This is a genomic window from Rhodococcus sp. 105337 (assembly GCF_012844225.1).
Taxonomy (GTDB): domain Bacteria; phylum Actinomycetota; class Actinomycetes; order Mycobacteriales; family Mycobacteriaceae; genus Rhodococcus.
In genome coordinates, this window is sequence record NZ_JABAGQ010000006.1 from 192,443 (window position 1) to 215,478 (window position 23,036).

A 23,036-nucleotide genomic window follows, 5' to 3' on the forward strand; every position below is an offset into this window, starting at 1 on the left:
CCGACGTTCCGGTCGTCAGGCCCGTGGATGTGCTTGCTCGTGCACGGCACGCAGCCGCGCGACGGAAACGTGCGTATAGAGCTGTGTGGTTGCGAGGCTCGAATGACCGAGCACTTCCTGCACAACTCTCAGATCCGCACCGCCCTCGAGGAGATGAGTCGCGGCACTGTGCCGGAGTCCGTGCGGCGCGAGATCGGGGGCTCCGGGAATTGCCGACACCGCGTCGTGCACGACCGTGCGGACCTGGCGCTGGTCGATGCGTCCGCCGCGCTTGCCGAGGAGCAGCGCATCGCCGGACGACGGCCGCACCAGATGCGGGCGGCCGTGCCGGAGCCAGGCATCGAGCGCGTCGCCTGCCGGAACGCCGTAGGGCACCACCCGCTCCTTGTCACCCTTGCCGAGCACACGCAGCACGCGCCGCTCGCCGTCGACGTCGCCGACGTTCATCCCGCACAGTTCGCCGACCCGGATGCCCGTCGCGTACAGGACCTCGAGGATGACCCGGTCGCGGAGTGCCTGCGGGTCGAGTTCCTGCGCACCCGATTTTGCGGCCTCCATGACCTCGACGGCCTGCTCGTCGCGCAACACGGTGGGCAGTGTCCGATGTGCCCGCGCCGACGCGAGGCGCACGGCCGGATCGTGGTCGAGCCGCCCGGTCCGAACCAGCCAGGCCGTGAACGCCCGCGCCGTCGACGTGCGTCTCGCGATTGTGGTCCGTGCCGCGCCGGCCTCGACCTGCCCCGCGAGCCATGATCGCAGCGTCGCGAGGTCGAGGTCCGCGATGCGGGCGTCCGGGTTCGTTGCAGCCAGGTGTGCGAGCAGGGACCGGACATCGGTGGAATAAGCACGAACGGTGTGGGCGGAGCGGTTGTTCTCGAGGGCGAGATGGTCGGCGAAATCGTCGAGGTGCACGGCGAGCGGGGGCGGCAGTTCTCTCGGACCGTCGGTGCGCATGGGTCTACCGTGCGCGGAGTCACCGCACGGCGCAACGAGCCACGCCGTTACAGTTCGTTAGTGAGTAAAACAATCCCGTTGTCGATGCTCTGCGCGCTCGCGCTACTGTCGGCGATCGCACCACTTTCCACCGATATGTACCTTCCCGGGCTCCCCGTCATGTCCGAAAGCCTCGGCACGACGACGGTCGGTGTCCAGCTCACCCTGACGACGTTCATGGCCGGTCTCGGCCTGGGACAGCTGCTGATCGGTCCGCTCTCCGACGGCTGGGGGCGACGCCGACTGCTCATCATCGGCACGCTCGTCCTGGTGGCGAGCAGTGCCCTGTGCGCGCTCGCACCGACGGTGGAGGTGCTGATCGCAGCCCGTCTGGTCCAAGGATTCAGCGGCGGAATCGGAATCGTCCTGGCCCGTGCGGTCATCGCCGACCGCGCGCGGGGCGACCAGGCCGCCAAACTTTTCAGCATCATGATGATCATCGGCGGTATCGCGCCGGTGGCCGCGCCCCTGCTCGGCGGCGCGCTTCTCGGTCCGATCGGGTGGCGTGGCATCTTCTGGGTTCTCACGGCGCTGGCCGTCGCGATGACCGTCGCGGTGCTGCTCTTCGTCCCGGAAACCCTGCCGCCGGAGAAGCGGCACGGCGGCGGCTTCTCTGCCATGGCAGGCAACTTCGGGTACGTGCTGTCGCAGCGGCGGTTCGTCGGCTATGCCGCGACCTTCGCTCTCAGCTTCGGGGCGATGTTCTCCTACATCTCGGCGTCGCCGTTCGTGACGCAGGAGATCCTCGGACTCAGCCCGGGGCAGTTCTCTCTCGTCTTCGCCGTGAATTCGGTCGGTCTCGTCGGCGGCAACATCGTCAACAGCCGTCTGATCGGACGTTTCCCGACGCGGTCGCTGCTGCGCGCCGGCGTCACCACCCTTTTCTGTGGTGGAGCACTCCTGCTGCTGTCGATCCTGGTTGTCGGGTACACACCGTGGCTGATCCTCCCGCTGATGTTCGTGTGCGTCAGCAGCCTCAGCTTCATCCTCGGCAACGCCACCGCGCTCGCCCAGTCGCAGGTCCCCAAGGCGGCCGGCACCGGTTCGGCGGTGATCGGCGCGTCCCAGTTCGGGCTCGCGGCACTCGTCTCGCCCCTCGTGGGACTCGGCGGTGAGAGCACCGCGGTACCCATGGCGATCTCGATCCTCGTGTGCGGGACCCTCGCGTTGACCGCGTTCACCGTGCTCACCAGGGAAGCCCGCGTCGACGCCGCCCGCGAGCCTGCGCACTGACGCAACGCGCCCCGTCGGCACGACGAGTGCGGCCCGGCTCCCCTCACCGGGGACCCGGGCCGCACTCGTTGTGAATGCCGTTACGACGCTTCGATGGTCGCCAATTCCTGCTTCCAGGTCCGGAAGCCTTCTTCGGTACGACCACGACGCCAGTACCCGGAGATAGAGGCGCGGGCAGGACTCACGCCCCGGTCCTTTCGCAGGTACGGACGAAGATGCTTCATCACCGTCTCCGCTTCACCGTGCACGAAGACGTGGACGTCCCCGGCCGGCCACGGAAGCGACTTCACCGCGGCGACGAGCGGCGCGTTACCGTCGATCAGGTCCTGCGGTGCGTCACCGGCGGCCACCCCACGATGCACCCAGTGCACCTCGACACCCGCCGGAACGGACAAGGGCAATTCGTCCGATACGCCCGCCACCTCGACGAATACCGCCCCCCGAGCGTCGCCGGGCAGCGACTCGAGCGCAGCAGCGATCGCCGGGAGCGCCGTCTCGTCGCCCGCGAGCAGGTGGAAATCCGCGGCCGGATCGGGCCGGTATCCACCGCCCGGTCCGCGCACTACGACGTCGGTCCCGGGCTGCACACTGCGCGCCCACGGTCCGGCGACACCCTGGTCACCGTGCACGACGAAGTCGATCCAGATCTCGCGGGCAGCCTCGTCGACCCGGCGCACCGTGTAGGTGCGTACCGCGGTGTCCTCTCCCGTGGGAAGTTCGATCTTGACGTAGCTGTCGGTGTCGGCTCGCGCGGCGAAGTCGCCGAAGCCGTCTCCGCCGAGGACGACCCGGACGAAGTGTTCGGCGATCGTCTCCGTGCGCAACACGGTCAGGGTCGTCGATGACGGAGATTTCCGGGCCACTGCGCCTCCTGGTAAGGGTTACCTATATCGGCGCAACCGTACTCCGAGGCGGGGTCCAGCGGGGACGTCACCCCTCGGGACGCTCTAGGCTCGATACCCATGAGCACCACCGCGACCGAGATCGCCACCTGGATGACCGACATCATCACCACGGAACACAAGGTCACCCAGACCGACATGGTCGACGCGATCGAGGCCAAGTTCGGACCCGAGTGGACCTACATCAACGACAACGGTCACGCGTCGATCGACCGGGCCGTTCTCCGGGAGTTCCGCAAGGCCCACCGCGGTGGCGTGAAGTGGGACCGGGAGGATCGCGCCTGGTACGTGGACGACACCGCCGCCGCCGAGGGCACCGACTCGGAGACCACCGGGAACTGACACGACACCCCGGCGACGCCGACCCGCCGGGACGATTCCGCGATACTCCGATTCCCGGACCGGCCGAAACGTCCGAACGACCACGCAGGACAGACTCCGGTGGCCATACTTCCGAGTGTGGATTGTTTTCGATCGCCTGCGTTCGATCCCTTCACGGCCGCGTCGGCACGGCGCGGCCTGCGCCCGTAGCCGACATCCCCCGGTCCTGGAGAGCGCATGGCGGATTCACGCGACAAATCGGACGAAGCTCCCGTAGTCGCGCGCGAACTCGCAATCGTCTGCCTGGTCGCTGCTGTTGCCGGCGCGCTGATCGGCTTCGTCGGAGGAGCGTTCCGATGGTGTCTGCTGAGGGCTGACGCAGCACGGATCGATCTTCTGGGCTGGGCGCACGAGTTGCCCGGACCGGGATGGTTGATCCCGATGGGGGTCACGGCCGTCTGTGCCGCGATCGCGGCGTTGATAGTGCGCTGGGTGCCGTTCGCATCCGGTAGCGGTATTCAGCATGTCGAGGCCGTCTCCCGCGGCGAGGTCGACCCACCGCAATTCCGGATATTGCCTGCGACGTTGGTGGGCGGCGTCCTCAGCATCGGGTCGGGTCTCGTGCTCGGACGTGAAGGCCCCATCGTGCACATGGGCGCAGTCGCAGGGGCCGAGACAGCTCGCCGCGCGGGGATGAACGCCGATCACCAGCGACTCCTGCAGACGTCGGTATCCGGCGCGGGACTGGCGGTCGCGTTCAATGCGCCCATCGGTGGCGCGCTGTTCGTCTTCGAGGAAGTCATGCACTCGTTCCGGCTCCGGACTGTGGTGCCGGTTCTGGTGTCTGTCGCCGTCGGGGTCGCGTGCTCCCGTCTTGTCGTCGGAGATTCGCCTGACTTCTCGGTCGGCCCGGTCGATCCCCCCTCGATCACCCTGCTCCCGGTGTTCGTCGTGTTCGGTCTCCTCACCGGAGTTCTCGGCGCTGCCTACAACCGTGCGGTGATGGGTTCACTGTCCGTTGTGGACGCTCTCCGCTCGGTCCCCTCGGTGGTGAAGGCCACTGCGATCGGAGGTGCCATCGGCTTGCTCTCCGCAGCCTCACCTCCTGCTACCGGCGGCGGCGACTCCCTGGTGCAGCACGTGCTGTCGGGCGGCGCGCTCGCGATCCCGCTCGTCGCGTTGTACGTCGCATTGCGGTTCGCCACGGGGCCCGTCTCGTATGCCGCGGGCACTCCGGGAGGTCTGTTCGCTCCGCTACTCGCGCTCGGTGCGCTGTGGGGCGTGCTCTACGCGGGGATCTGCCACGCAATAGTTCCCGGAATCGATTCCTCTGTTGCGGTGCCGATGGCAATCGTGGGAATGGCCTCGATGTTCAGTGCGACGGTGCGCGCACCCGTCACCGGCGCGGTCCTCGTCATGGAGATGACCGCGACGACCAGCGTCACCGTCCCGATGCTCGCAGCCGTCGCCGGGGCATTCGCCGTAGCGCAGTTGATGGGATCCTCGCCGATCTACGACAGCCTGAGAGAACGCATGCTCGCGCAACTGCACCACCCCCCACGTGGAGACTGAAATCCGGCCCTGGTGAGGTTCACGCACGCCGCCAGCCACCGTCCACCAGAACCACGAGCCCGTCCAGCTCGAGCAGAGTCAACGCCGCACGAACCTGCTCGACCGGCACACCCGCCGACTCCGCCAGGACCGACGGAGTGCAACTGCCCGTGGCCGGAAAAGCCTCGTACACAAGAGAACTCTCCGTCGACAAGCCATCGAGATCTCGGTGGAACAACGCGTCACGTCCGTCGTCGCGGGCGAGCAGCGGTCCGCATTCCTCCACGATCTCGCGCGCACTGCCCACCAGACGCGCCTCACCCTCGCGGATCATCCGGTGACAACCCTGCGACGATGCGGAGGTCACCGGACCCGGCACCGCCATCACGGGTTTGCCGAGCCGTCGAGCCCACGTCGCCGTATTGCGAGCGCCGCTGCGCCATCCCGCCTCCACCACGACCGTGCCCGCCGACAACGCCGCAATCAGGCGATTGCGCGCCAGGAATCGGTACCGGGCAGGCGTAGTGCCCGTGGGGTACTCGCTCACAACCAGGCCCGTTTCCGAGACCGATCGCAGCAGCGCGGAATGCGCGGCGGGATAAGCCCGGTCGACGCCGCACGCAAGGACGGCCAGCGTCGGCCCCCCGACCCCCAGCGCCGCCCGATGCGCTGCAGCATCGACCCCGAACGCCGCACCGGACACCACGGTCCACCCGTCGACAGCGAGATCCCCGGCGACCTGCGCGGTCACGTGTTCGCCGTATCCACTCGCCGCGCGGGTGCCCACGATGCCCACGGACCGGTCGGTCAGTTCGTCGATTCTTCGCTCCCCCCACACCCACAGCGCGAGAGGCGGCGCGTCGGCATCGGCGGTGGTGGTCAGCGAGTCGAATCCGAGCAGGTGCCAGGCCGGCCACTCCTCGTCGTCCGGCGTGACCAGGCGCCCTCCCGATCGTGCGAGCCTGCCGAGATCCTCCGCCGCCGTGTCGAGGTGCGCCCGCGCGGCAAGCCGGGACGACAACCGTCCGCCGGCGCCGCCCTGACGAACCGCCTCGGCCACCTCGACCACGCCGTGTTCCCCGATCGCCGCGGACAACGACCGGGACGCGCCCTGCGCCACCGTGGACAGATACGCCCAGGCGAGGCGTCTCTCGTCGGCCGCGCTCACACCAGTCCCCTGTCGCGGAACTGCAGTGCTGTCGCGACATGCACCTCCGACGGCGAGGCCGCGCCCGCGAGATCGGCCAGCGACCACGCGACGCGCAACGCCCGGTCGGCGCCTCTCGCGGTGATCGCACCCTTCCGCAGCGCTCGTTCGACGGGCCGCACCGCCGCGGGGGCGAGGCGGAACTTCTGCCGCAGAGCGGGTCCGGGAACCTCGGCATTGGTGGACCACCCGTACTCGGCCCAGCGCTCCCGCGCAGCGCCGCGTGCGTTCGCGACCCGAGCGCGCACCTCGTCGGTACTCTCACCGGTCTCGTCCATCAGGGCACTGGTCGCGACGGACTCCATCCGGATGCGTAGGTCCACCCGATCGAGCAACGGACCCGAAAGCCTCCCGAGATACCGGCGGCGCGCCGTGGGAGCACAGACGCAGTCGGCGTCGCGTGCCGGTGCGCACGGGCACGGGTTCGCCGCCAGGATCAGCTGGAACCGCGCCGGGTACCGTGCCACGCCGTCACGCCGCGCAATCCGGACTTCGCCGTCCTCGAGGGGTGTCCGCAGTGCTTCGAGTGTTTTCGTGCCCATCTCGGCAACTTCGTCGAGGAAGAGGATTCCGCGGTGCGCTCGGCTTACCGCACCCGGCTTCGCCATCCCTGTCCCACCACCGATCAGCGAGCTCACCGAGGCGGTGTGGTGAGGGGCGATGAAGGGGGGTTCCGTCACCAGAGGACGGTCGGCGGTGAGCGTACCGGCCACCGAGTGAATCGCGGTCACTTCGAGGGCGTGCTTCTCGGTGAGCACGGGAAGAATTCCCGGGAGACGCTGTGCGAGCATCGTTTTGCCGATCCCCGGCGGACCGGTGAGCATGAGGTGATGCGCCCCCGCAGCGGCCACTTCGAGGGCGCGGCGCGCCTCGTACTGCCCGACGACTTCGCTCAGGTCCCCGCGGACCGCACGCGGAGGGGCGCGACGCTCGCCGGGACGCTCGAGAGCACCGTCACCCCGCAACCAGCGCACGAGGTCCGCGAGGGTATCGGCGCCGTAGATCTCGATCCCCTCCACCAGCGCGGCTTCGATCATCGTCGCGGTGGGCACCACAACCCTCCGCCACCCGTGATTCATCGCGGTCACGACCGCCGGCAGCACTCCCCGGATCGGCCGCAGCCTGCCGTCCAGTGCGAGTTCACCCAGCAGGATCGTCTTCTCGAGGAGATCGAGGGGGACGATGTCGGCGGCGTTGAGCACCGCGCACGCAAGACCCACGTCGTAGACGCTGCCCACTTTGGGCAGCGTCGCCGGCGACAACGCCAGCACGACTTTCGAATCCGGCCATGCAGCACCCGAATTGGACACCGCGGCGCGCACCCGATCGCGCGACTCCTGCAGCGCGGTGTCGGGCAGACCCACCATGGTCACGCCGGGTAGCCCCCGGCCGATATCCGCTTCGATCTCGACGACCTGCCCGTCGACACCCGAGACCGCCACCGACCAGGCTCTGCCCAGCGCCATCACAGCACCTGCCGCAGGTGGGTGATGACGGGCGCGTAGCCGCGCTGGAGCAGCACTGTCACGACATCCACCCGGATGTGCGTCCACCGCCTGCTCTGCGCGGCGAGCCACATGCCCGCGAGACGCCGGATCCGTTCGGTCTTACCTCGGGTGACGGCTTCGGCGGGCGTGCCGTACCCGAGACCCGACCGGGTCTTGACCTCCACGAATACGAGGACCGCGCCGTCCTGCGCGATCAGATCGAGTTCCCCGTACCGCGTGCGCCAATTGCGTTCGAGCACCACCATTCCGGCGGACTCGAGGAATTCTGCGGCGAGGTCTTCCCCGCGTATCCCCAGATCCCGATTACGTCCCATGCCCGGCTCCTCCCCCTGCGTGCACCTACTGTGCAGCGGGGAGGGCGCGAGGCAACGGAAACAAGGGCCCCGAGGCGTGATCTGTGGATGAGGGCGGGCGTTGTGGACAACGCCCTCGGGTCGGCTATCCCAGCTTGTCGGGCAACCTCAACTCGGGCTTGTCGAGTTCTTCGATGTTGACGTCCTTGAAGGTGATCACCCGGACGTGCTTGACGAACCGCGCGGGGCGGTACATGTCCCAAACCCAGGCGTCGGACATGCGTACCTCGAAGTACACCTCTCCGCTCGCGTTGTGCGGGAGCAACTCGACCGCGTTGGCGAGATAGAACCGTCGTTCGGTCTCCACGACGTACGCGAACTGACCGACGATGTCCCGGTACTCCCGGTACAGCGAGAGCTCCATCTCGGTTTCGTACTTTTCGAGATCCTCGGCACTCATCGCTTTCGGTGTCCTCCCAGTCCGGTGTGTCCTGTCATCATCCCGCATCTGCCTCGTCGATGAACAATCGCCGCCGGAACGGGGTGTCGCCGGACACCGCCGCGACGTTTGCCCACGACCGTCGATGCTCGTGGCACGGGCCGCGTTCTTGCAGCGCCGCGATGTGGGCGGGTGTGTTGTAGCCCTTGTGTACCGCGAAACCGTACCCCGGTATCTCGCGATCGAGGTCCACCATGATCCGATCTCGCGTGACCTTGGCGAGAATACTGGCGGCCGCGATACAGGCGGCCGCGCCGTCTCCGCCGATGACCGGAAGCGACGGAACCGGCAGACCGGGCACCCGGAATCCGTCGGTGAGCACATAGCCGGGTGCGAGGGACAGGCCCGCGACGGCGCGTCGCATGCCTTCGATGTTGGCCACGTGGATACCGATCGCGTCGATCTCCGCGGCCGGTACCTCGATCACATTCCACGCGAGTGCCCTGCGCGTGATGACCGCGTACAACTCTTCGCGAGTCTTCTCGGTGAGCTTCTTCGAGTCGTCGAGCCGATCGAGCGACGGGTGCGGCTTCGGGCCGAGAATGCAGGCCGCGATGACCAGCGGGCCGGCGCACGGACCTCGCCCGGCCTCGTCGACTCCGGCCACGGGGCCGAGTCCGCACCGCACGAGGGCGGATTCCATCGTCCGCAGGCCCGCGGACCTGCGGATCACCGGACGAGGGGGCCAATTGTCCAGAACGGTCACGAGGGGATTATCTCCGGAGAATCGATCAGACCCCACCGTCCGGGGGGCAGCACGATGAACTGGGCCTTGCCGATCACGTTGTCCAGGGGAACGGCACCCTGGTATTCGTCGCCGACGTGATACCGCGAGTCCGCGGAGTTGCTGCGGTTGTCGCCCATGACCCATACCGCGTCCTCGGGGACGGTGATCGGGCCGAAGCACCGGCCGGACGGTACTTCGGTGTCGCAGTCGACCACGCCGGGCGTGAACGGGTAGTCCATCTGCACATACGGCTCGTCGAGCGGTTTGCCGTCGACGAGGACGCGGCCCTGGTCGTCACAGCACTCGACCGTCTGACCCCCGACTGCGATGACGCGCTTGACGAGGTCGTTCTCGTCGGGCGGCACGACACCGATCAGCGAGCCGACCTCCTGGAGGCCGCGCAGAACGACATTGTCGGAGCGAGTCGAGGTGTATCCCGCCGACCACGAGTCGGGTCCCTTGAACACGATGACGTCGCCGGGCCGGGGATCGGTGAAGCGGTAGCTGATCTTCTCGACGACGATCCGGTCTCCGGTACAGCCCGGGCATCCGTGGAGCGTGGGCTCCATCGACTCGGACGGGATGAGGTAGACGCGGGCGACGAATGTCTGGAGCAGGAAACTCAGTGCCAGCGCCACCACGATGAGAATCGGGAGTTCGCGCCAGAAGGACTTCTCCTTCTTCGTGTCCGTGTTGTCGTCCTTGCGGGAGAATCCACCGCCCGGATCGGCGTCGTCGCGCCGGTGGTGTGCACCGGAGGTTCGGTGGTTGCGGGCGACGGCGTCGTCGCTGTAACGGTGCGCACCCGGACCGGCCGGATCGTGCGGGGAATCTGCCACGACGACAGCCTAGCGTCTGCCACCACGCTCTCCGAACGGCAACAACCCGGCACGGACGAATGTCCGTACCGGGTTGTCGAACTCGTGGTTCAGCGCGTGGAGATCAGCGCTTTTCCTTGATCTTCGCAGCCTTGCCGCGCAGGTCGCGCAGGTAGTACAGCTTGGCGCGACGCACGTCACCGCGGGTGAGGACGTCGATCTTCGCAATGTTGGGGCTGTGGACCGGGAAGGTGCGCTCGACACCGACGCCGAACGACACCTTGCGCACGGTGAAGGTCTCGCGGACGCCGCCGCCCTGACGCCGGATCACGACGCCCTTGAAGACCTGCACGCGCTCCTTGGAGCCCTCGATAACCTTGACGTGCACGTCGAGCGTGTCGCCGGGACGGAAGTCCGGGATGTCGTCGCGCAGCGACTTTGCGTCCAGAAAGTCCAGGGTGTTCATCGGTTACATCCTCTTTTTCGCTCGAGCAGAGGAACCTGGCGGCGACCACCGTGAGGCGGGCTCGACCGGTTCATACCCAGGTCAGGTAGGCGTGCCCTAACGGGGCAACCCGTCAATTGTGCCAGACGACGCCGCTGGAGGCGAAATCGACGGCGGTGGCAGCGCGGGATGCACCTCCCGGTCGAGGACCTCCTCGGCCACGACCTTCGAATTCTCCACGCTCCCGCGCACCGTCTCGAGTGTCGGAGCCCCCGCCACGAGGTTCTGCACGACGACCTTCGCCCGGACGACGGGGCGACGTACTTTCCGCTCCCGGGCGAGCGACCGAGCCATCTTGCGCGAGTCGGGTGCGTACCGCGCCCGTGCCCACGGTGCCGCCGGACGCGACAACCGGAGCGCACCGACCCACAGCAGCGGAGCGAAGAACAAGCCCACCAGCCCCGTCCAGATCTTCCCCTTGGACAGGACGACCATCGCCAGCAGCAGGTCGATCACCGCACCCACCACCAGCAGGCCGCGGCTGATCAGGTCGCCGGTGTCCTCGAAATTGCCGGCGTCCCCGAGGTCCAGCGGCCGGAGCCCGACGAGCAACATGCCCGTCACCGCGACCGCGACGAACACCGCGTCGACCGAGACGCGGCCTTCTTCGTCCCAATAGACGTCGTTGAGGTAGAAGATCAGCGCGAACTCGTCCAGGGTCAGCGCGGCGCCGATCCCGAACAGCGTCGCGAAGACGACCCCGGCCGCCAGGCTGCCGTCCTCGTAGAAGCCGATCAGGCCACCACCGGCGATCACCATGGTCACCACGCCGAACACCACATGGTGCACATGGTGTCCGCCGGGACTGATGTTGCCGGGCCACCACCGCACGTTCGCGCGGATCATGCGCACGCTCATCCGGATGAACAAGAAGGCCACCACGAAACCGATGAGGAAGCACAGCAGCGGAAATCGCCCCTGCTCGACGATTTCTCTGCGGAACCAGTCGATCATTCCGGTCATCGCACGACCGGCAGCCACTCCATACAACTCAGCATCGCAGGTGCGGGGCCACGCCGCGGAACAACGCGACCCCGCACCGGGATACGAACTACTTCCCGAATCCGGCTCGTCGCAGCGCCTCGGCCATGGACCCGGCGGCCGGAGCTTCGCTGCGCCGGCCCGACTGCCCGTCGCGGTTCCGGCCGCCCTGTCCGTTGCCCCGCGTCTGGCTGTCGCCCCGGCCCTGAGTGTTGCCCCGGCTCTGGCCGCCGGCCGGTCCCCCGCGGCGTGCGCCGCCCCGGGGCGGACGCCCGTCGGACGCATCGGGCGTGGTCGAGGGCAGTTCGTCGTCGAGGCGGAGAGTCAGAGCGATGCGCTGTCTCGGCACGTCGACCTCGAGGACCTTCACCTTGACCACTTCGCCGGACTTGACGACGTCGTGCGGATCCTTGACGAAGCTGCGCGACATCGCCGACACATGCACCAGACCGTCCTGGTGCACTCCGACGTCGACGAACGCACCGAATGCGGCGACGTTGGTGACGACACCTTCGAGCACCATTCCCGGCTTCAGGTCGCCCACCTTCTCGACGCCCACCGCGAAGGTGGCGGTCTTGAACTCCGGGCGGGGGTCACGACCGGGCTTTTCGAGTTCCCCGATGATGTCGGTGACCGTCGGCAGCCCGAACTTGTCGTCGACGAAGTCGTCCGGACGCACCGTACGGAGCGTTGCGGTGTTGCCCAGCAGTTCGCGCACGGCCGTCCCGCTGCGTTCGGCGATCCGTCGCACCACGGGGTAGGCCTCGGGGTGCACGGCGGACGCGTCGAGCGGATCCTCACCGTTGGGAATGCGGAGGAATCCGGCGCACTGCTCGAACGCCTTGGGACCGAGCCGCGCGACGTCCTTGAGCGCCCTGCGGCTGGGGAAGGGACCGTTCTGGTCGCGGTGCGCCACGATGCTCTCGGCGAGCGACGACGTGACACCCGAGACGCGCGAGAGCAGCGGCACCGACGCAGTGTTGACATCGACCCCCACCGCGTTCACCGCATCTTCGACGACCGCTCCGAGGGACCGGGCGAGCATCGTCTCCGAGACGTCGTGCTGGTACTGCCCCACGCCGATGGACTTGGGATCGATCTTGACCAGTTCGGCGAGCGGATCCTGCAGGCGCCGGGCGATCGATACCGCGCCGCGGATCGACACGTCGAGGTCGGGCAGTTCCTGTGAGGCGTACGCCGAGGCCGAGTACACCGAGGCCCCCGCCTCGGACACCACGATCTTCGTGAGACCGGGCGTGCCGAGCTTCGCGATCAGTTCGGTGGCGAGCGCGTCGGTCTCCCGCGACGCCGTGCCGTTACCGATGGCGATCAGTTCGACGCCGTGCCTCGCGACGAGTTGGGCGAGGGTCGCCAGCGACTGGTCCCGTTTGTTGTGGGGCTGGTGCGGGTAGATCGTGGCATGGTCGACGACCTTGCCGGTGGCGTCGACCACTGCGACCTTGGTGCCGGTGCGGAAGCCGGGGTCCAGGCCCATGGTGGGACGGGACCCGGCGGGTGCGGCGAGCAGAAGATCCTTGAGGTTTGCCGCGAAGACGTCGACGGCATCCTTCTCCGCGGACTGCTTGAGCCGCATCCGGAGATCGACACCGAGCGAGACCTGCAGGCGGGTCCGCCACGCCCAGCGCACGGTGTCGAGCAACCAGCGGTCGGCGGCCCGGCCGCGGTCGGCGATACCGAAACGTGCGGCGATGCGGCCCTCGAAGTACGACGGCTCCCCCGGCTCGGGCTCGTCGGCATCGGGAACGAGCGTCAGGGAGAGCACCTCTTCCTTTTCGCCACGCAGCATCGCGAGGATGCGGTGGGACGGAAGCTGGGTGAACGGCTCGGAGAATTCGAAGTAGTCCGCGAACTTCGCGCCGTCGGTCTCCTTGCCCGGGCGGACGGCCGCTTTCATGCAACCGCGGCTCCACATCGCCTCGCGAAGTTCACCGACGAGGTCGGGGTCCTCCGCGAAACGCTCGACGAGGATGGCACGTGCACCGTCGAGTTGCTCTGCGGAGAACCCGGCGGGATCGGTGCTCGGGTCCGAGTAGAGGGCGTCGGCGACGGGTTCGTGGCCGGCTTCCCGCGCGATCTGCGCTTTCGTGCGCCGCTTGGGCTTGTAGGGCAGGTAGATGTCCTCGAGCCTGGCCTTGGTGTCCGCGAGGCGGATCTGGGCGCGCAGGTCGTCGTCGAGTTTGCCTTGGGCCTCGATCGATTCGAGGATCGCGGTGCGGCGCTCGTCGAGTTCACGCAGGTACCGCAGTCGCTCTTCGAGGGTGCGGAGCTGGGCATCGTCGAGTCCGCCGGTCGCTTCCTTGCGGTAGCGCGCGACGAACGGAACGGTCGCGCCGCCGTCGAGCAATCCCACCGCCGCAGCCACCTGGTGTTCGCGGACGTCGAGTTCGTCGGCGATTCGCCGGATCACGGTGTCGGGTTCGGTTGTCACGACGATCGACCCTACATTTATCCTTGCGAAGCTCCCCGGGCGCCACATCGGGTTCCGGACGGAGCGTCGACGACGGACGCGTGGACGCATGGTGCTGCGCGCCGCACAATGGCATACAGGAGCAAACGATGAATCGGGGTCGCCGGACCGGTGCTCGGTCGTACGCAACGGTGCTGCTCGCAGCAGCAACGGTAGTGGCGTGTGGATCGCAGTCCGACGGGTCGAAAGAGATCGTGCCGGCGCTTGCCGCGCTGAACCCGGGTGTCACGGATACCGACGGTGACGGGTTCGCGGACCTCGCCTTGCAGATGGGCTCGTCCTCACTCGACGTGGAGTCGCTCGCCGACCGCATCGAAGCGGCAGCGACCCTCGCGGAACGCCGGGGTGCCCGGATGACCATCGCCGTGCTGGATCGCAGCACCGGCGCACGCACGGTGGGCGGCGTGGACGAGCCCGTGGAAACCGCATCGGTGGTGAAACTGTTTCTCGCCGACGACCTGCTGTTCCGCGAGTCGACCGGCGAAGTGACACTCACCGAGGACGACTACGACCTCATCGAGAACATGCTCCGGTCGTCCGACGACACGGCCGCGAATCTGCTGTGGGCGCAGCACGGTGGTTCGGAGATGGTCTTGCGGGTTGCGGAGCGGCACAACCTCACCGGGACCACGCCGCCGTTCTCACCGTGGTGGTGGAACACGACGACCACGGCGTCGGACCTGCTCACCTGGTATGACGATGTGCTCGGTGGTCGCGGCGGGCTCGACGAAGAGGCGCGCGCCCGGATCATCGGATATCTGACCGATTTCACACCCACAGGATCGGACGGGTACGACCAGACGTTCGGTCTGCCCGAAGGCCTGCCGGGCATGACCGATCTCGGGGTCAAGCAGGGATGGATGTGCTGCCTCGACGGCGAGTGGGTGCACCTGTCCACCGGTTTCTTCGGCGACGACCAACGGTATGTCGTGGCCGTGACGTCGCAGGAAGAGGTCACCTACGAGGAGGGCGATCCCGAGTTCGGCACGGGAATCCTGCCGGATACGGCGCTCTACGACGTGACCTACGACGGCAGCGCCCGGCATGCGCGCGAGACGGTGTCGATGGCGGTGGAGACGGCACTGGGCAGCAGCGCCGATCGCTGAGCGGCAGCGCGCAGAGCGGTCAGTTCTCGTCGGGCAGCAGGTCGGGCCGGCGTTCCCGGGTGCGGGCGAGCGATTGCTCCCGGCGCCAGGCGGCGACCTTCGCGTGGTCGCCCGAGAGGAGCACCGCCGGTACGTCCAGTCCACGCCAACTGGCGGGCCGCGTATAGCTCGGTCCCTCGAGGAGTCCGTCGGAGAAGGAATCTTCCTGGTGCGACTGCTGATTGCCGAGGACGCCGGGGAGCAACCTGACGACGGCCTCGACCATGACGAGTACCGCGACTTCCCCGCCGATCAGTACGTAGTCCCCGATGCTCACTTCCTCGACGCGCACGCGGCGGGCCGCGTCGTCGAAGACACGTTGGTCGATGCCTTCGTACCTGCCGCACGCGAAGACGATGCGCTTCTCCTGCGACCAGCGCTGGGCGGTGGCCTGGTCGAACGGCCGCCCCGCGGGGGTGGGGACGACGAGCAGGACGTCGGGGTCGGTGTCGCCGTCGGGGCCGGCGAGCACGTCGTCGAGGGCAGGCCCCCAGACGGTGGGTTTCATGACCATTCCGGGACCCCCGCCGTACGGCGAGTCGTCGACGGCCTTGTGGACGTCGTGCGTCCAGTCGCGGAGATTGTGGATGTCCACGGAGATCAGGCCTTTGTCGATGGCCTTGCCGAGGAGCGCTGCACGCATCGGTGCGAGATATTCGGGAAAGATGGTGACGACATCGAGTCGCACGGAACTACCTGTCTCCCTTGCTGTTCCGCTGTGACGCCTTCGAAGGCGGCTCCCCGAAGTCGGGGTCGAGCAGACCTTCGGGCGGATCGATCTCGATGACACCGTCCGCGAGAGACACGGTCGGCACGATGTCGGTGACGAACGGGATCAGCAGTTCCGCGCGCTCGTCGTCGACGGGACGGAGCGAGAGCAGTTCACCGGCGGCCGTGTGCAGCACCTCGCGCACGGTGCCCACCACGGTGCCGCCGTCGGGACGGCCGGCGACGATGCGCACCGACAGCCCTTCGAGTTCGTGATCGTAGAATTCGTCGGGATCGTCGGACGGCCCCAGGTCGTCGCTGTCGACGACGAACAGGGTTCCGCGCAGCGCGTCCGCCGTGCTGCGATCGTCAACCCCGGTCAAGCGCAGCAGAAGCCGCCCGGAATGCTCCCGGGCGGCTTCTACCGTGTAGTCCTGCAGGTTCTTCTCGCGGGGTTTGCGGCCACGCAGGACCGCACCCACAGCAAAGCGCTCCTCGGGTTCGTCGGTGCGAACCTCGACGACCACCTCACCCTTGATGCCGTGCGACTTCGCCACCCGGCCTACCACGAGCTCCACCTGCATGCGCCTATCGGTCGGTGTCGACGACGTCGACGCGAATGCCCCGGCCACCGATGCCGGTGACGAGGGTCCGCAGCGCGGTGGCGGTACGCCCACCACGACCGATCACCTTGCCGAGATCGTCGGGGTTGACGTGAACCTCGACGGTGCGTCCCCGTCGGCCTGTGATCAGGTCGACGCGGACGTCATCGGGGTTGGCGACGATTCCACGAACAAGATGCTCGACGGCGTCGGCGACCACGGTGCTCATTACTCGGCGGCCTCGGTGGACTCGGCCTCGGTGGCCTCTTCCTTGGCAGCCTTCTTCTTCTTCGGGGTGGTCGCTGCGGCGGCCGGCTCGTTCTCGGCCTGCGCGAGAGCGGCCTGGAACAGCTCGAGCTTGGACGGCTTGGGCTCTGCGGTCTTCAGGGTGCCCTCGGTGCCCGGCAGGCCCTTGAACTTCTGCCAGTCACCGGTGATCTTCAGAAGGTTGAGGACGGGCTCGGTCGGCTGTGCGCCGACGCTCAGCCAGTACTGCGCGCGCTCCGAATCGATCTGGATCAGCGACGGCTCTTCCTTGGGGTGGTACTTGCCGATCGTCTCGATCGCCCGGCCGTTGCGACGGGTACGCGAGTCCGCGATGACCACGCGGTACTGCGGGTTGCGAATCTTGCCGAGACGGGTGAGCTTGATCTTCACAGCCATGGCTGAGTTCTCCTTCGAAGCGCACAAGGCGCATGTCACGTGCAATTCGGACGGCGCACCCTTTTGGCACGCCCGGTTTTGCCTCTAACCTGTGACCGCCGCGCGGTACGTAACCGGATGCGACGACAGCGGTCCATTCTGCCAGATCGCCGAGCCAGGACGAAACCGGAGGTCACGCGAGTGACGCACTCCGCGTGACGACCGCACCGCGGAGGACGACGAGATCCGGACGTGCTGCCGCGGGGTCCCGGCGCGGGTCCTCGGTGTAGACGATGAAGTCGGCCGGAGTGCCCGGCTCGAGGCTGGGGTGGCCGAGCCACGTCCGGGCCGCCGACCCGGCCGCGTCGAACGCTTCGGTCGGGCCGAGACCCACGCGGGCGAGTGCGGCGATCTCGTCCGCGATCCGGCCGTGCCGGACGTGCCCACCGGCGTCCGTGCCGGCATAGATGGGGACCCCGGCGTCGTGGGCCGCGCCGATCGTGTCGGCGACGCGGGCGTGCAAATCCCGCATATGCGCGGCATACACTGGGAAACGCGTTGCGGAATCGGCGATTTCGGGGAAGTTGTCGATGTTGACCAGCGTCGGGACGAGCGCGGTGCCCGCTGCCGCCATGGTCGCGATCGTCTCGTCGGTCAGGCCGGTGCCGTGCTCGATGCAGTCGATCCCCGCGGCGAGCAGACCCGGCAACGCGTCTTCACCGAACACGTGCGCGGTGACGCGGGCGCCCTCGCGGTGTGCCGCGGCGATCGCCTCGACGAGGATGGCATCGCTCCACAACGGCGCCAGGTCGCCGCTCCCCCGGTCGATCCAGTCGCCGATCAGTTTGACCCAGCCGTCGCCGGCGCGCGCCTGCCTCACCACCTCCGCGGGAAGTTGCGATTCGTCGTCCAGTTCGACCGGCAGACCCCGGATATACCGCTTCGGGAGTGCGATGTGACGGCCGGCGCGGACGATGCGCGGCAGGGCCGGATCGTCGTCGAAGCTGCGCGTGTCGGCGGGAGACCCGGCGTCGCGGAGCAACAGGACGCCCGCGTCCCGCTCGACGATCGCTTGCGCGAGGGCCCCGGCAGCGTCTTCGATGCCGCCGCCGTAGCGGATTCCGACATGGCAGTGGGCATCGACGAGACCGGGCAGGATCCACCCGCCGGTCGACGCAACCTCGGCGCCGGGAATCGGCTCGGACGCGAACATGCCGTCCGAGCCGACCCACAGTTCGACGGGCTCACCGTCGAGCGTCTTTCCCCGAACCGCGAATGCCTCGGCGGTCCCCCCTGCCACCGGTCGCTACTTCTTCGGCAGCTTGAACTGCGAGAGGTCGAATCCCTCGAGGCCGGGCGGCAACTCGTCGAGACCCTTCGGCATCTTCGACAGATCCGGCATGCCACCCGGAAGTCCGCCGGGCAGGCCCGGGAAGCCGCCGGGCAAGCCGCCCCGCACCTTCGGCGGAGTGGGCCCGCGGCCGCCCTTCTTGCCCTTCTTGCCCTTCTTGGACCGCTGGTTCTTGCGAGAGCCCATGCCCATCTGGCCGGCCATCGCCGTCATCATCTTGCGGGCTTCGAAGAAGCGGTCGACGAGCTGGTTCACGTCGGAGACCTTCACGCCGGAACCGTTGGCGATACGGAGACGACGCGAACCGTTGATGATCTTCGGGTTCGCCCGCTCGGCCGGGGTCATGCCGCGGATGATCGCCTGGATGCGGTCGAGCTGCTTCTCGTCGACGTTGGCCAGCGCGTCCTTCATCTGGCCCGCGCCGGGCAGCATGCCCAAGAGGTTTGCGATCGGCCCCATCTTGCGGACGGCCATCATCTGGTCGAGGAAGTCCTCGAGCGTGAGCTCTCCCGAACCGATCCGGTTGGCCGTGGCTTCGGCCTGCTCGGCGTCGAAGACCTGCTCGGCCTGCTCGATGAGGGTGAGCACGTCGCCCATGCCGAGGATCCGGCTCGCCATGCGCTCGGGGTGGAAGACGTCGAAGTCTTCGAGCTTCTCACCGGTCGACGCGAACATGATCGGCTGACCGGTCAGTTCGCGGACGCTCAGGGCGGCGCCACCGCGGGCATCGCCGTCCAGCTTGGTCAGCACGACGCCACTGAATCCGACGCCGGCACGGAAGGCCTCGGCGGTGCTGACGGCATCCTGGCCGATCATCGCGTCGAGGACGAACAGCACCTCGTCGGGATCGACCGCATCGCGGATCCCGGCGGCCTGAGCCATCAGTTCCTCGTCGATGCCGAGACGACCGGCGGTGTCGACGATCACGACGTCGTACTGCTTGCTCTTCGCCTCGGCGATGCCCTGCTCGGCCACCGCGACGGGGTCTGCCGCCGTGATGCCCAGAGCGTTCTCGCCGCCGCCGATGGACGTTCCGGGGTGGGGCGCGAACACCGAGACCCCGGCGCGTTCACCGACCACCTGAAGCTGCGTCACGGCACCGGGCCGCTGCAGGTCGCACGCGACGAGCAGTGGCGTGTGGCCCTGATCCTTCAGCCACTTCGCCAGCTTGCCGGCGAGGGTCGTCTTACCGGCACCCTGCAGACCGGCGAGCATGATGACCGTCGGAGGGGTCTTCGCGAAGCGCAGCCGGCGCGTCTCACCGCCGAGGATCGTGACGAGTTCCTCGTTGACGATCTTGACGACCTGCTGCGCGGGGTTGAGCGCGCCGTGCACCTCGGCACCCTTGGCGCGTTCCTTGATCTTCTTGATGAACTCGCGCACAACGGGAAGGGCGACGTCGGCCTCGAGAAGCGCGAGGCGGATCTCGCGGCACGTGGCGTCGATGTCTGCGTCGGACAGGCGTCCCTTGCCCCGCAGGTCCTTCAGGACCCCTGTCAACCTGTCGGAAAGGGATTCGAACACCGAATGCGCTCCTGGGCTATGACGAAGATGCGGACAATTCTGCGAACCAGGGTAGCCGCTCCCGATCCACAAGCATCGAGTGCGGCCACCCAGCCGGCAGGATCACGGTCGTTCAGGACTCCGTTGCGGGCTTCTTCGGCTCGGCCGTAGGCAGGACGGCGAGGAGCTCACGCTCGAGGCGCTCACGCGACGCTCGTGTGTCGAGCCCGGTCAGGTCCACTCCGAAGGCGTCGACCACGGTCGTGCCGAGCGTGGTCACCCGCGCCCAGCGCACATCGGCGCCGACCCGTTCGAACACATCGGCCAGCCGGCACAACAGTCCGAGGCGGTCCTCCGCGCGCAGTTCGAGCACCACCTGTCCGGGCTCGGACGCGTCGAACCAGATCAGGCGCGGTGGCGCCTGCGCGTACATGCCGGGCACGGCGTGCTCGGCCCGCTCCGGAGTCCGGCCTTCCCGCGCGGCGCGGTCTTTCGCGTCGAGTTCGGAGAGCAGGTCCAGGTCTCCGGATCGAGCTCGGCCGAGTTCCTGCCGGAGCAGGCTCGCCTCCGGTGGTGCACCGAATCGGGGCACCACCACGAAGGTGTTGACCGTGCTGCCGGCATGGCTGCCGATCGACGCGGACAGCACCCGGAGTCCGTGCAGGGCAAGGACACCCGCCTCGTCCGACAACACGCCTCGTTCGTCGGGAGCGATGAAGGTGGCCGAGTAGCTGCGGCCGTCCTCGCGGGGATCGAGCGCGACATGCGTGGCGCCCTCCGCGGCCAGCGCCGCCAGTTCCGGATCGATGGGGTCGGGAACGGGAAGCTCCTCACCGGCCATCATCATGCGGCACCGCCGCACCAGTTCCCGCATCAGCGACGCCTTCCAGTCACCCCACACCCCGGGTCCGGTGGCCTGTGAATCGGCTTCCGCGAGCGCGTGGAGCAGTTCGAGCAGGACGGGGTCACCGTCGAGCGCCTCGACCACCGACGCCACCGTCTCCGGGTCGTCGAGGTCGCGCCGGGTCGCGGTGTGCGGCAGCAGCAGGTGGTGGCGCACCATCGCGGTGAGCATGCCGAGATCCGACGGCCACAGTCCCATGCGCCTGCCGATCTGCTGGGCCAGTTCGGCCCCGACGACGCTGTGGTCTCCGCCCCTTCCCTTGCCGATGTCGTGCAGGAGAGCGCCGAGCACGAGCAGGTCGGGGCGTGCGACGCGCGTCGTCAGTTCGCTCGCATACACCGCGGTTTCGACGAGGTGCCGGTCGACGGTCCACGTGTGGATGGCGTCGCGCGGCGGCAGGTCGCGCACCGCACCCCATTCGGGTAGGAGTCGGCCCCACAGGCCCGTCCGGTCGAGCGACTCGATCACGTCCACTGCGCGTCGCCCGGAACCGAGCAGCACGAGCAGGTCGTTGAGCGCTTCCCGCGGCCACGGTTCCCGGAGTTCGGGTGCGTTGTCCGCGAGCCTGGTCAGGGTGGCCGCGGAGATCGGCAGGCCGGACTGCGCTGCGGCGGCAGCGACCCGCGTGATCAGTCCCGGGTCGCGTCGCGGATGTGCGTCCCGCGCGAGAGCGACCTCTCCCCCGTGCTCGACGACGCCCTCGTCGAGTGGCCTGCGCACCGGTCCGCGCCGCAACCTCGACAGGCCCTTGCGTGGAAGCGAGTTCGCGGCGGTCCGGAGCCCGACGTCCACCGAATAGCTCACTGTTCGCGCGGATTCGGTGAGCACGCGCGCGAGGTCGAAGCGGTCGCCGATGCGGAGCGCCGCCCCGATCTCGTCGGCATCCTGCGCACGGAGCTGGTCGCGGCCGCGTGCCGCGACGCGGTGGAGTTCGGTACGCACGTCGAGGAGCCGGCGGTGCGCGGCGGCGAGACCGCCACCGGGCACGTCCGGACCGAGTCCCGGCATGCCGTCGGTGAGCTGCGCGACGGACAGGGCATTGAGCAGCTGTACGTCCCGCAGCCCTCCGCGGCCGCTCTTGAGGTCGGGTTCGGCGCGGTGCGCGATCTGCCCGCTGCGCCGCCATCGGGTCTCTGTCATCTCGAGCAGTTCGTCGAAGCGGGAGCGGATCCCGGTACGCCACTGGCGCCGCACCCCGCCGATCAGCAGGTTGCTCAGCTCCACGTCACCGGCGATGTGCCGGGCTTCGAGCATCCCCAGCGCCGCCGTGAGGTCCGAGGAGAACACCTGCAGCGCCTGCGGGACCGTGCGCACACTGTGGTCGAGTTTGATGTGGGCGTCCCACAGCGGGTACCAGAGCTTGTCGGCGACCTGGGACACCACGGCGCTGTCCATGTCGTCGTGAAGGAGGATCAGGTCCAGATCCGAGTACGGCAGCATCTCGCGACGGCCCAGACCACCCACCGCGACGATCGCGAATCCACAGTCGTGCTTGATGCCGAGCTCGGCACCCTTCGTGGTCAACCAGAATTCGTGCAGGTCGACCAGTGCGTGCCGGAGTGCGGGCGTATCGAGGCGCCGGTTTCGGGAGGTGCCGGCCAGGAGGGCATCGCGGGCGGCGGCGAGGTCGGCCGCTCCGGAGTGTGCGGTGTTGTGGCCCGAAGACACCGAGGGCCCCGGTCCCGCCGCCGAAGCGGCGGGGCCAGGGCCTCGAGTTCCGGACCCGTGGGGGTCAGAGTGCATCCGTTCCTCGTTCTCCGGTACGAACTCGGACCACCGACTCGACGGGGGTGATCCACACCTTGCCGTCGCCGATCTTGCCGGTGCGGGAAGCCTCGACGATGGTCTCGACGACCTTCTCGACCGCCGAGTCGTCCACGACGACCTCGACGCGCACCTTGGGCACGAAATCGACGGAGTACTCGGCGCCGCGGTACACCTCGGTGTGACCCTTCTGGCGCCCGTAGCCCTGCACCTCGCTGACGGTCATGCCGAGCACGCCCGCCTGTTCGAGACCCGCTTTGACATCCTCGAGCGTGAACGGCTTGATGATTGCCGTGATCAGCTTCATATCCTCATCCTTCCCAGTGCCCACTGGCTACTGCGATCACTGCCCGCTGTCTTGGTCTTCTTATCACTTCGGTGCGTTGGAGAA

The 23,036-nt window shown here is 68.2% G+C and carries 23 protein-coding genes; 4 read left to right on the forward strand and 19 right to left on the reverse strand.

Features of this window, described 5'->3' with window-relative positions:
- Positions 1–15: 15 nt before the first annotated feature.
- On the reverse strand, positions 16–930 hold the full coding sequence (locus HF886_RS12315) for a tyrosine recombinase XerC (protein WP_240955109.1): 915 nt from the start codon (positions 928–930) through the stop codon (positions 16–18).
- A 108-nt stretch (positions 931–1,038) separates the two neighbouring features.
- Here HF886_RS12315 and HF886_RS12320 point away from each other — a divergent pair, with 108 nt between their 5' ends.
- Positions 1,039–2,226, forward strand: a complete 1,188-nt coding sequence (locus tag HF886_RS12320; protein WP_169652471.1) for a multidrug effflux MFS transporter — start codon at positions 1,039–1,041, stop codon at positions 2,224–2,226.
- An 80-nt stretch (positions 2,227–2,306) separates the two neighbouring features.
- Here the strand turns inward: HF886_RS12320 and HF886_RS12325 are convergent, their stop codons facing one another.
- The gene (locus tag HF886_RS12325) at positions 2,307–3,089 is read right to left on the reverse strand and encodes a siderophore-interacting protein (protein WP_169652428.1); all 783 of its coding nucleotides are present in this window, start codon (positions 3,087–3,089) and stop codon (positions 2,307–2,309) included.
- 99 nt (positions 3,090–3,188) lie between these two features.
- Between HF886_RS12325 and HF886_RS12330 the strand changes: the two genes are divergently transcribed.
- Both HF886_RS12330 and HF886_RS12335 read left to right on the forward strand, forming a co-directional pair.
- Positions 3,189–3,470, forward strand: coding sequence for a hypothetical protein (locus HF886_RS12330; protein WP_169652429.1), 282 nt, complete (start codon positions 3,189–3,191; stop codon positions 3,468–3,470).
- A 216-nt stretch (positions 3,471–3,686) separates the two neighbouring features.
- A complete protein-coding gene (locus HF886_RS12335) occupies positions 3,687–5,021 on the forward strand; it encodes a ClC family H(+)/Cl(-) exchange transporter (protein ID WP_072698626.1) in 1,335 nt (444 codons plus the stop codon).
- Positions 5,022–5,040: 19 nt separating this feature from the next.
- Here the strand turns inward: HF886_RS12335 and dprA are convergent, their stop codons facing one another.
- The 9 genes from dprA to HF886_RS12380 all read right to left on the reverse strand — a co-directional run bounded on the left by dprA (position 5,041) and on the right by HF886_RS12380 (position 13,987).
- On the reverse strand, positions 5,041–6,168 hold the full coding sequence (gene dprA, locus HF886_RS12340) for a DNA-processing protein DprA (protein WP_169620544.1): 1,128 nt from the start codon (positions 6,166–6,168) through the stop codon (positions 5,041–5,043).
- Positions 6,165–7,673, reverse strand: coding sequence for a YifB family Mg chelatase-like AAA ATPase (locus HF886_RS12345; protein ID WP_169620543.1), 1,509 nt, complete (start codon positions 7,671–7,673; stop codon positions 6,165–6,167). The genes dprA and HF886_RS12345 overlap by 4 nt, the downstream gene beginning before the upstream one ends.
- On the reverse strand, positions 7,673–8,029 hold the full coding sequence (locus HF886_RS12350; RefSeq protein ID WP_169620542.1) for a YraN family protein: 357 nt from the start codon (positions 8,027–8,029) through the stop codon (positions 7,673–7,675). The genes HF886_RS12345 and HF886_RS12350 overlap by 1 nt, the downstream gene beginning before the upstream one ends.
- 124 nt (positions 8,030–8,153) lie before the next feature.
- Positions 8,154–8,468 (reverse strand): DUF2469 domain-containing protein, encoded by a 315-nt coding sequence (locus HF886_RS12355; RefSeq protein ID WP_072698634.1) that lies wholly within the window; start codon positions 8,466–8,468, stop codon positions 8,154–8,156.
- A 37-nt stretch (positions 8,469–8,505) separates the two neighbouring features.
- Positions 8,506–9,204, reverse strand: a complete 699-nt coding sequence (locus HF886_RS12360; protein ID WP_072698889.1) for a ribonuclease HII — start codon at positions 9,202–9,204, stop codon at positions 8,506–8,508.
- Between the two features lie 5 nt (positions 9,205–9,209).
- Complete coding sequence (gene lepB, locus HF886_RS12365; protein WP_169652430.1) at positions 9,210–10,073, reverse strand: signal peptidase I; 864 nt, start codon at positions 10,071–10,073, stop codon at positions 9,210–9,212.
- A 103-nt stretch (positions 10,074–10,176) separates the two neighbouring features.
- Complete coding sequence (gene rplS, locus HF886_RS12370; protein ID WP_072698636.1) at positions 10,177–10,518, reverse strand: 50S ribosomal protein L19; 342 nt, start codon at positions 10,516–10,518, stop codon at positions 10,177–10,179.
- Positions 10,519–10,614: 96 nt separating this feature from the next.
- Positions 10,615–11,511, reverse strand: coding sequence for a hypothetical protein (locus HF886_RS12375; RefSeq protein WP_206038754.1), 897 nt, complete (start codon positions 11,509–11,511; stop codon positions 10,615–10,617).
- Positions 11,512–11,608: 97 nt separating this feature from the next.
- Positions 11,609–13,987: a Tex family protein gene (locus tag HF886_RS12380; protein WP_169652432.1), complete on the reverse strand. Its 2,379-nt coding sequence runs from the start codon at positions 13,985–13,987 to the stop codon at positions 11,609–11,611.
- Positions 13,988–14,115: 128 nt separating this feature from the next.
- Between HF886_RS12380 and HF886_RS12385 the strand changes: the two genes are divergently transcribed.
- Positions 14,116–15,132, forward strand: a complete 1,017-nt coding sequence (locus tag HF886_RS12385; RefSeq protein WP_169652433.1) for a serine hydrolase — start codon at positions 14,116–14,118, stop codon at positions 15,130–15,132.
- Between the two features lie 19 nt (positions 15,133–15,151).
- Here HF886_RS12385 and trmD read toward each other — a convergent pair whose 3' ends face one another.
- From trmD to HF886_RS12425, 8 genes are all read right to left on the reverse strand, one after another.
- Complete coding sequence (trmD, locus tag HF886_RS12390) at positions 15,152–15,859, reverse strand: tRNA (guanosine(37)-N1)-methyltransferase TrmD (protein WP_169620537.1); 708 nt, start codon at positions 15,857–15,859, stop codon at positions 15,152–15,154.
- Positions 15,860–15,863: 4 nt separating this feature from the next.
- Complete coding sequence (gene rimM / locus HF886_RS12395; RefSeq protein WP_169620715.1) at positions 15,864–16,457, reverse strand: ribosome maturation factor RimM; 594 nt, start codon at positions 16,455–16,457, stop codon at positions 15,864–15,866.
- Positions 16,458–16,467: 10 nt separating this feature from the next.
- Positions 16,468–16,710, reverse strand: coding sequence for an RNA-binding protein (locus HF886_RS12400; protein ID WP_072698641.1), 243 nt, complete (start codon positions 16,708–16,710; stop codon positions 16,468–16,470).
- Positions 16,710–17,144: a 30S ribosomal protein S16 gene (rpsP, locus tag HF886_RS12405; RefSeq protein WP_169620536.1), complete on the reverse strand. Its 435-nt coding sequence runs from the start codon at positions 17,142–17,144 to the stop codon at positions 16,710–16,712. Before rpsP ends, HF886_RS12400 begins: the two co-directional genes overlap by 1 nt.
- 172 nt (positions 17,145–17,316) lie before the next feature.
- Complete coding sequence (locus tag HF886_RS12410; RefSeq protein WP_169620535.1) at positions 17,317–18,423, reverse strand: amidohydrolase family protein; 1,107 nt, start codon at positions 18,421–18,423, stop codon at positions 17,317–17,319.
- Between the two features lie 6 nt (positions 18,424–18,429).
- On the reverse strand, positions 18,430–19,998 hold the full coding sequence (ffh, locus tag HF886_RS12415) for a signal recognition particle protein (RefSeq protein ID WP_169652434.1): 1,569 nt from the start codon (positions 19,996–19,998) through the stop codon (positions 18,430–18,432).
- Between the two features lie 112 nt (positions 19,999–20,110).
- Positions 20,111–22,624 carry a [protein-PII] uridylyltransferase gene (locus HF886_RS12420; protein WP_169652435.1) on the reverse strand — a complete coding sequence of 838 codons (2,514 nt, stop codon included), beginning with the start codon at positions 22,622–22,624 and terminating at the stop codon, positions 20,111–20,113.
- A complete protein-coding gene (locus tag HF886_RS12425) occupies positions 22,614–22,952 on the reverse strand; it encodes a P-II family nitrogen regulator (RefSeq protein WP_169620532.1) in 339 nt (112 codons plus the stop codon). Before HF886_RS12425 ends, HF886_RS12420 begins: the two co-directional genes overlap by 11 nt.
- Positions 22,953–23,036 lie beyond the last annotated feature (84 nt).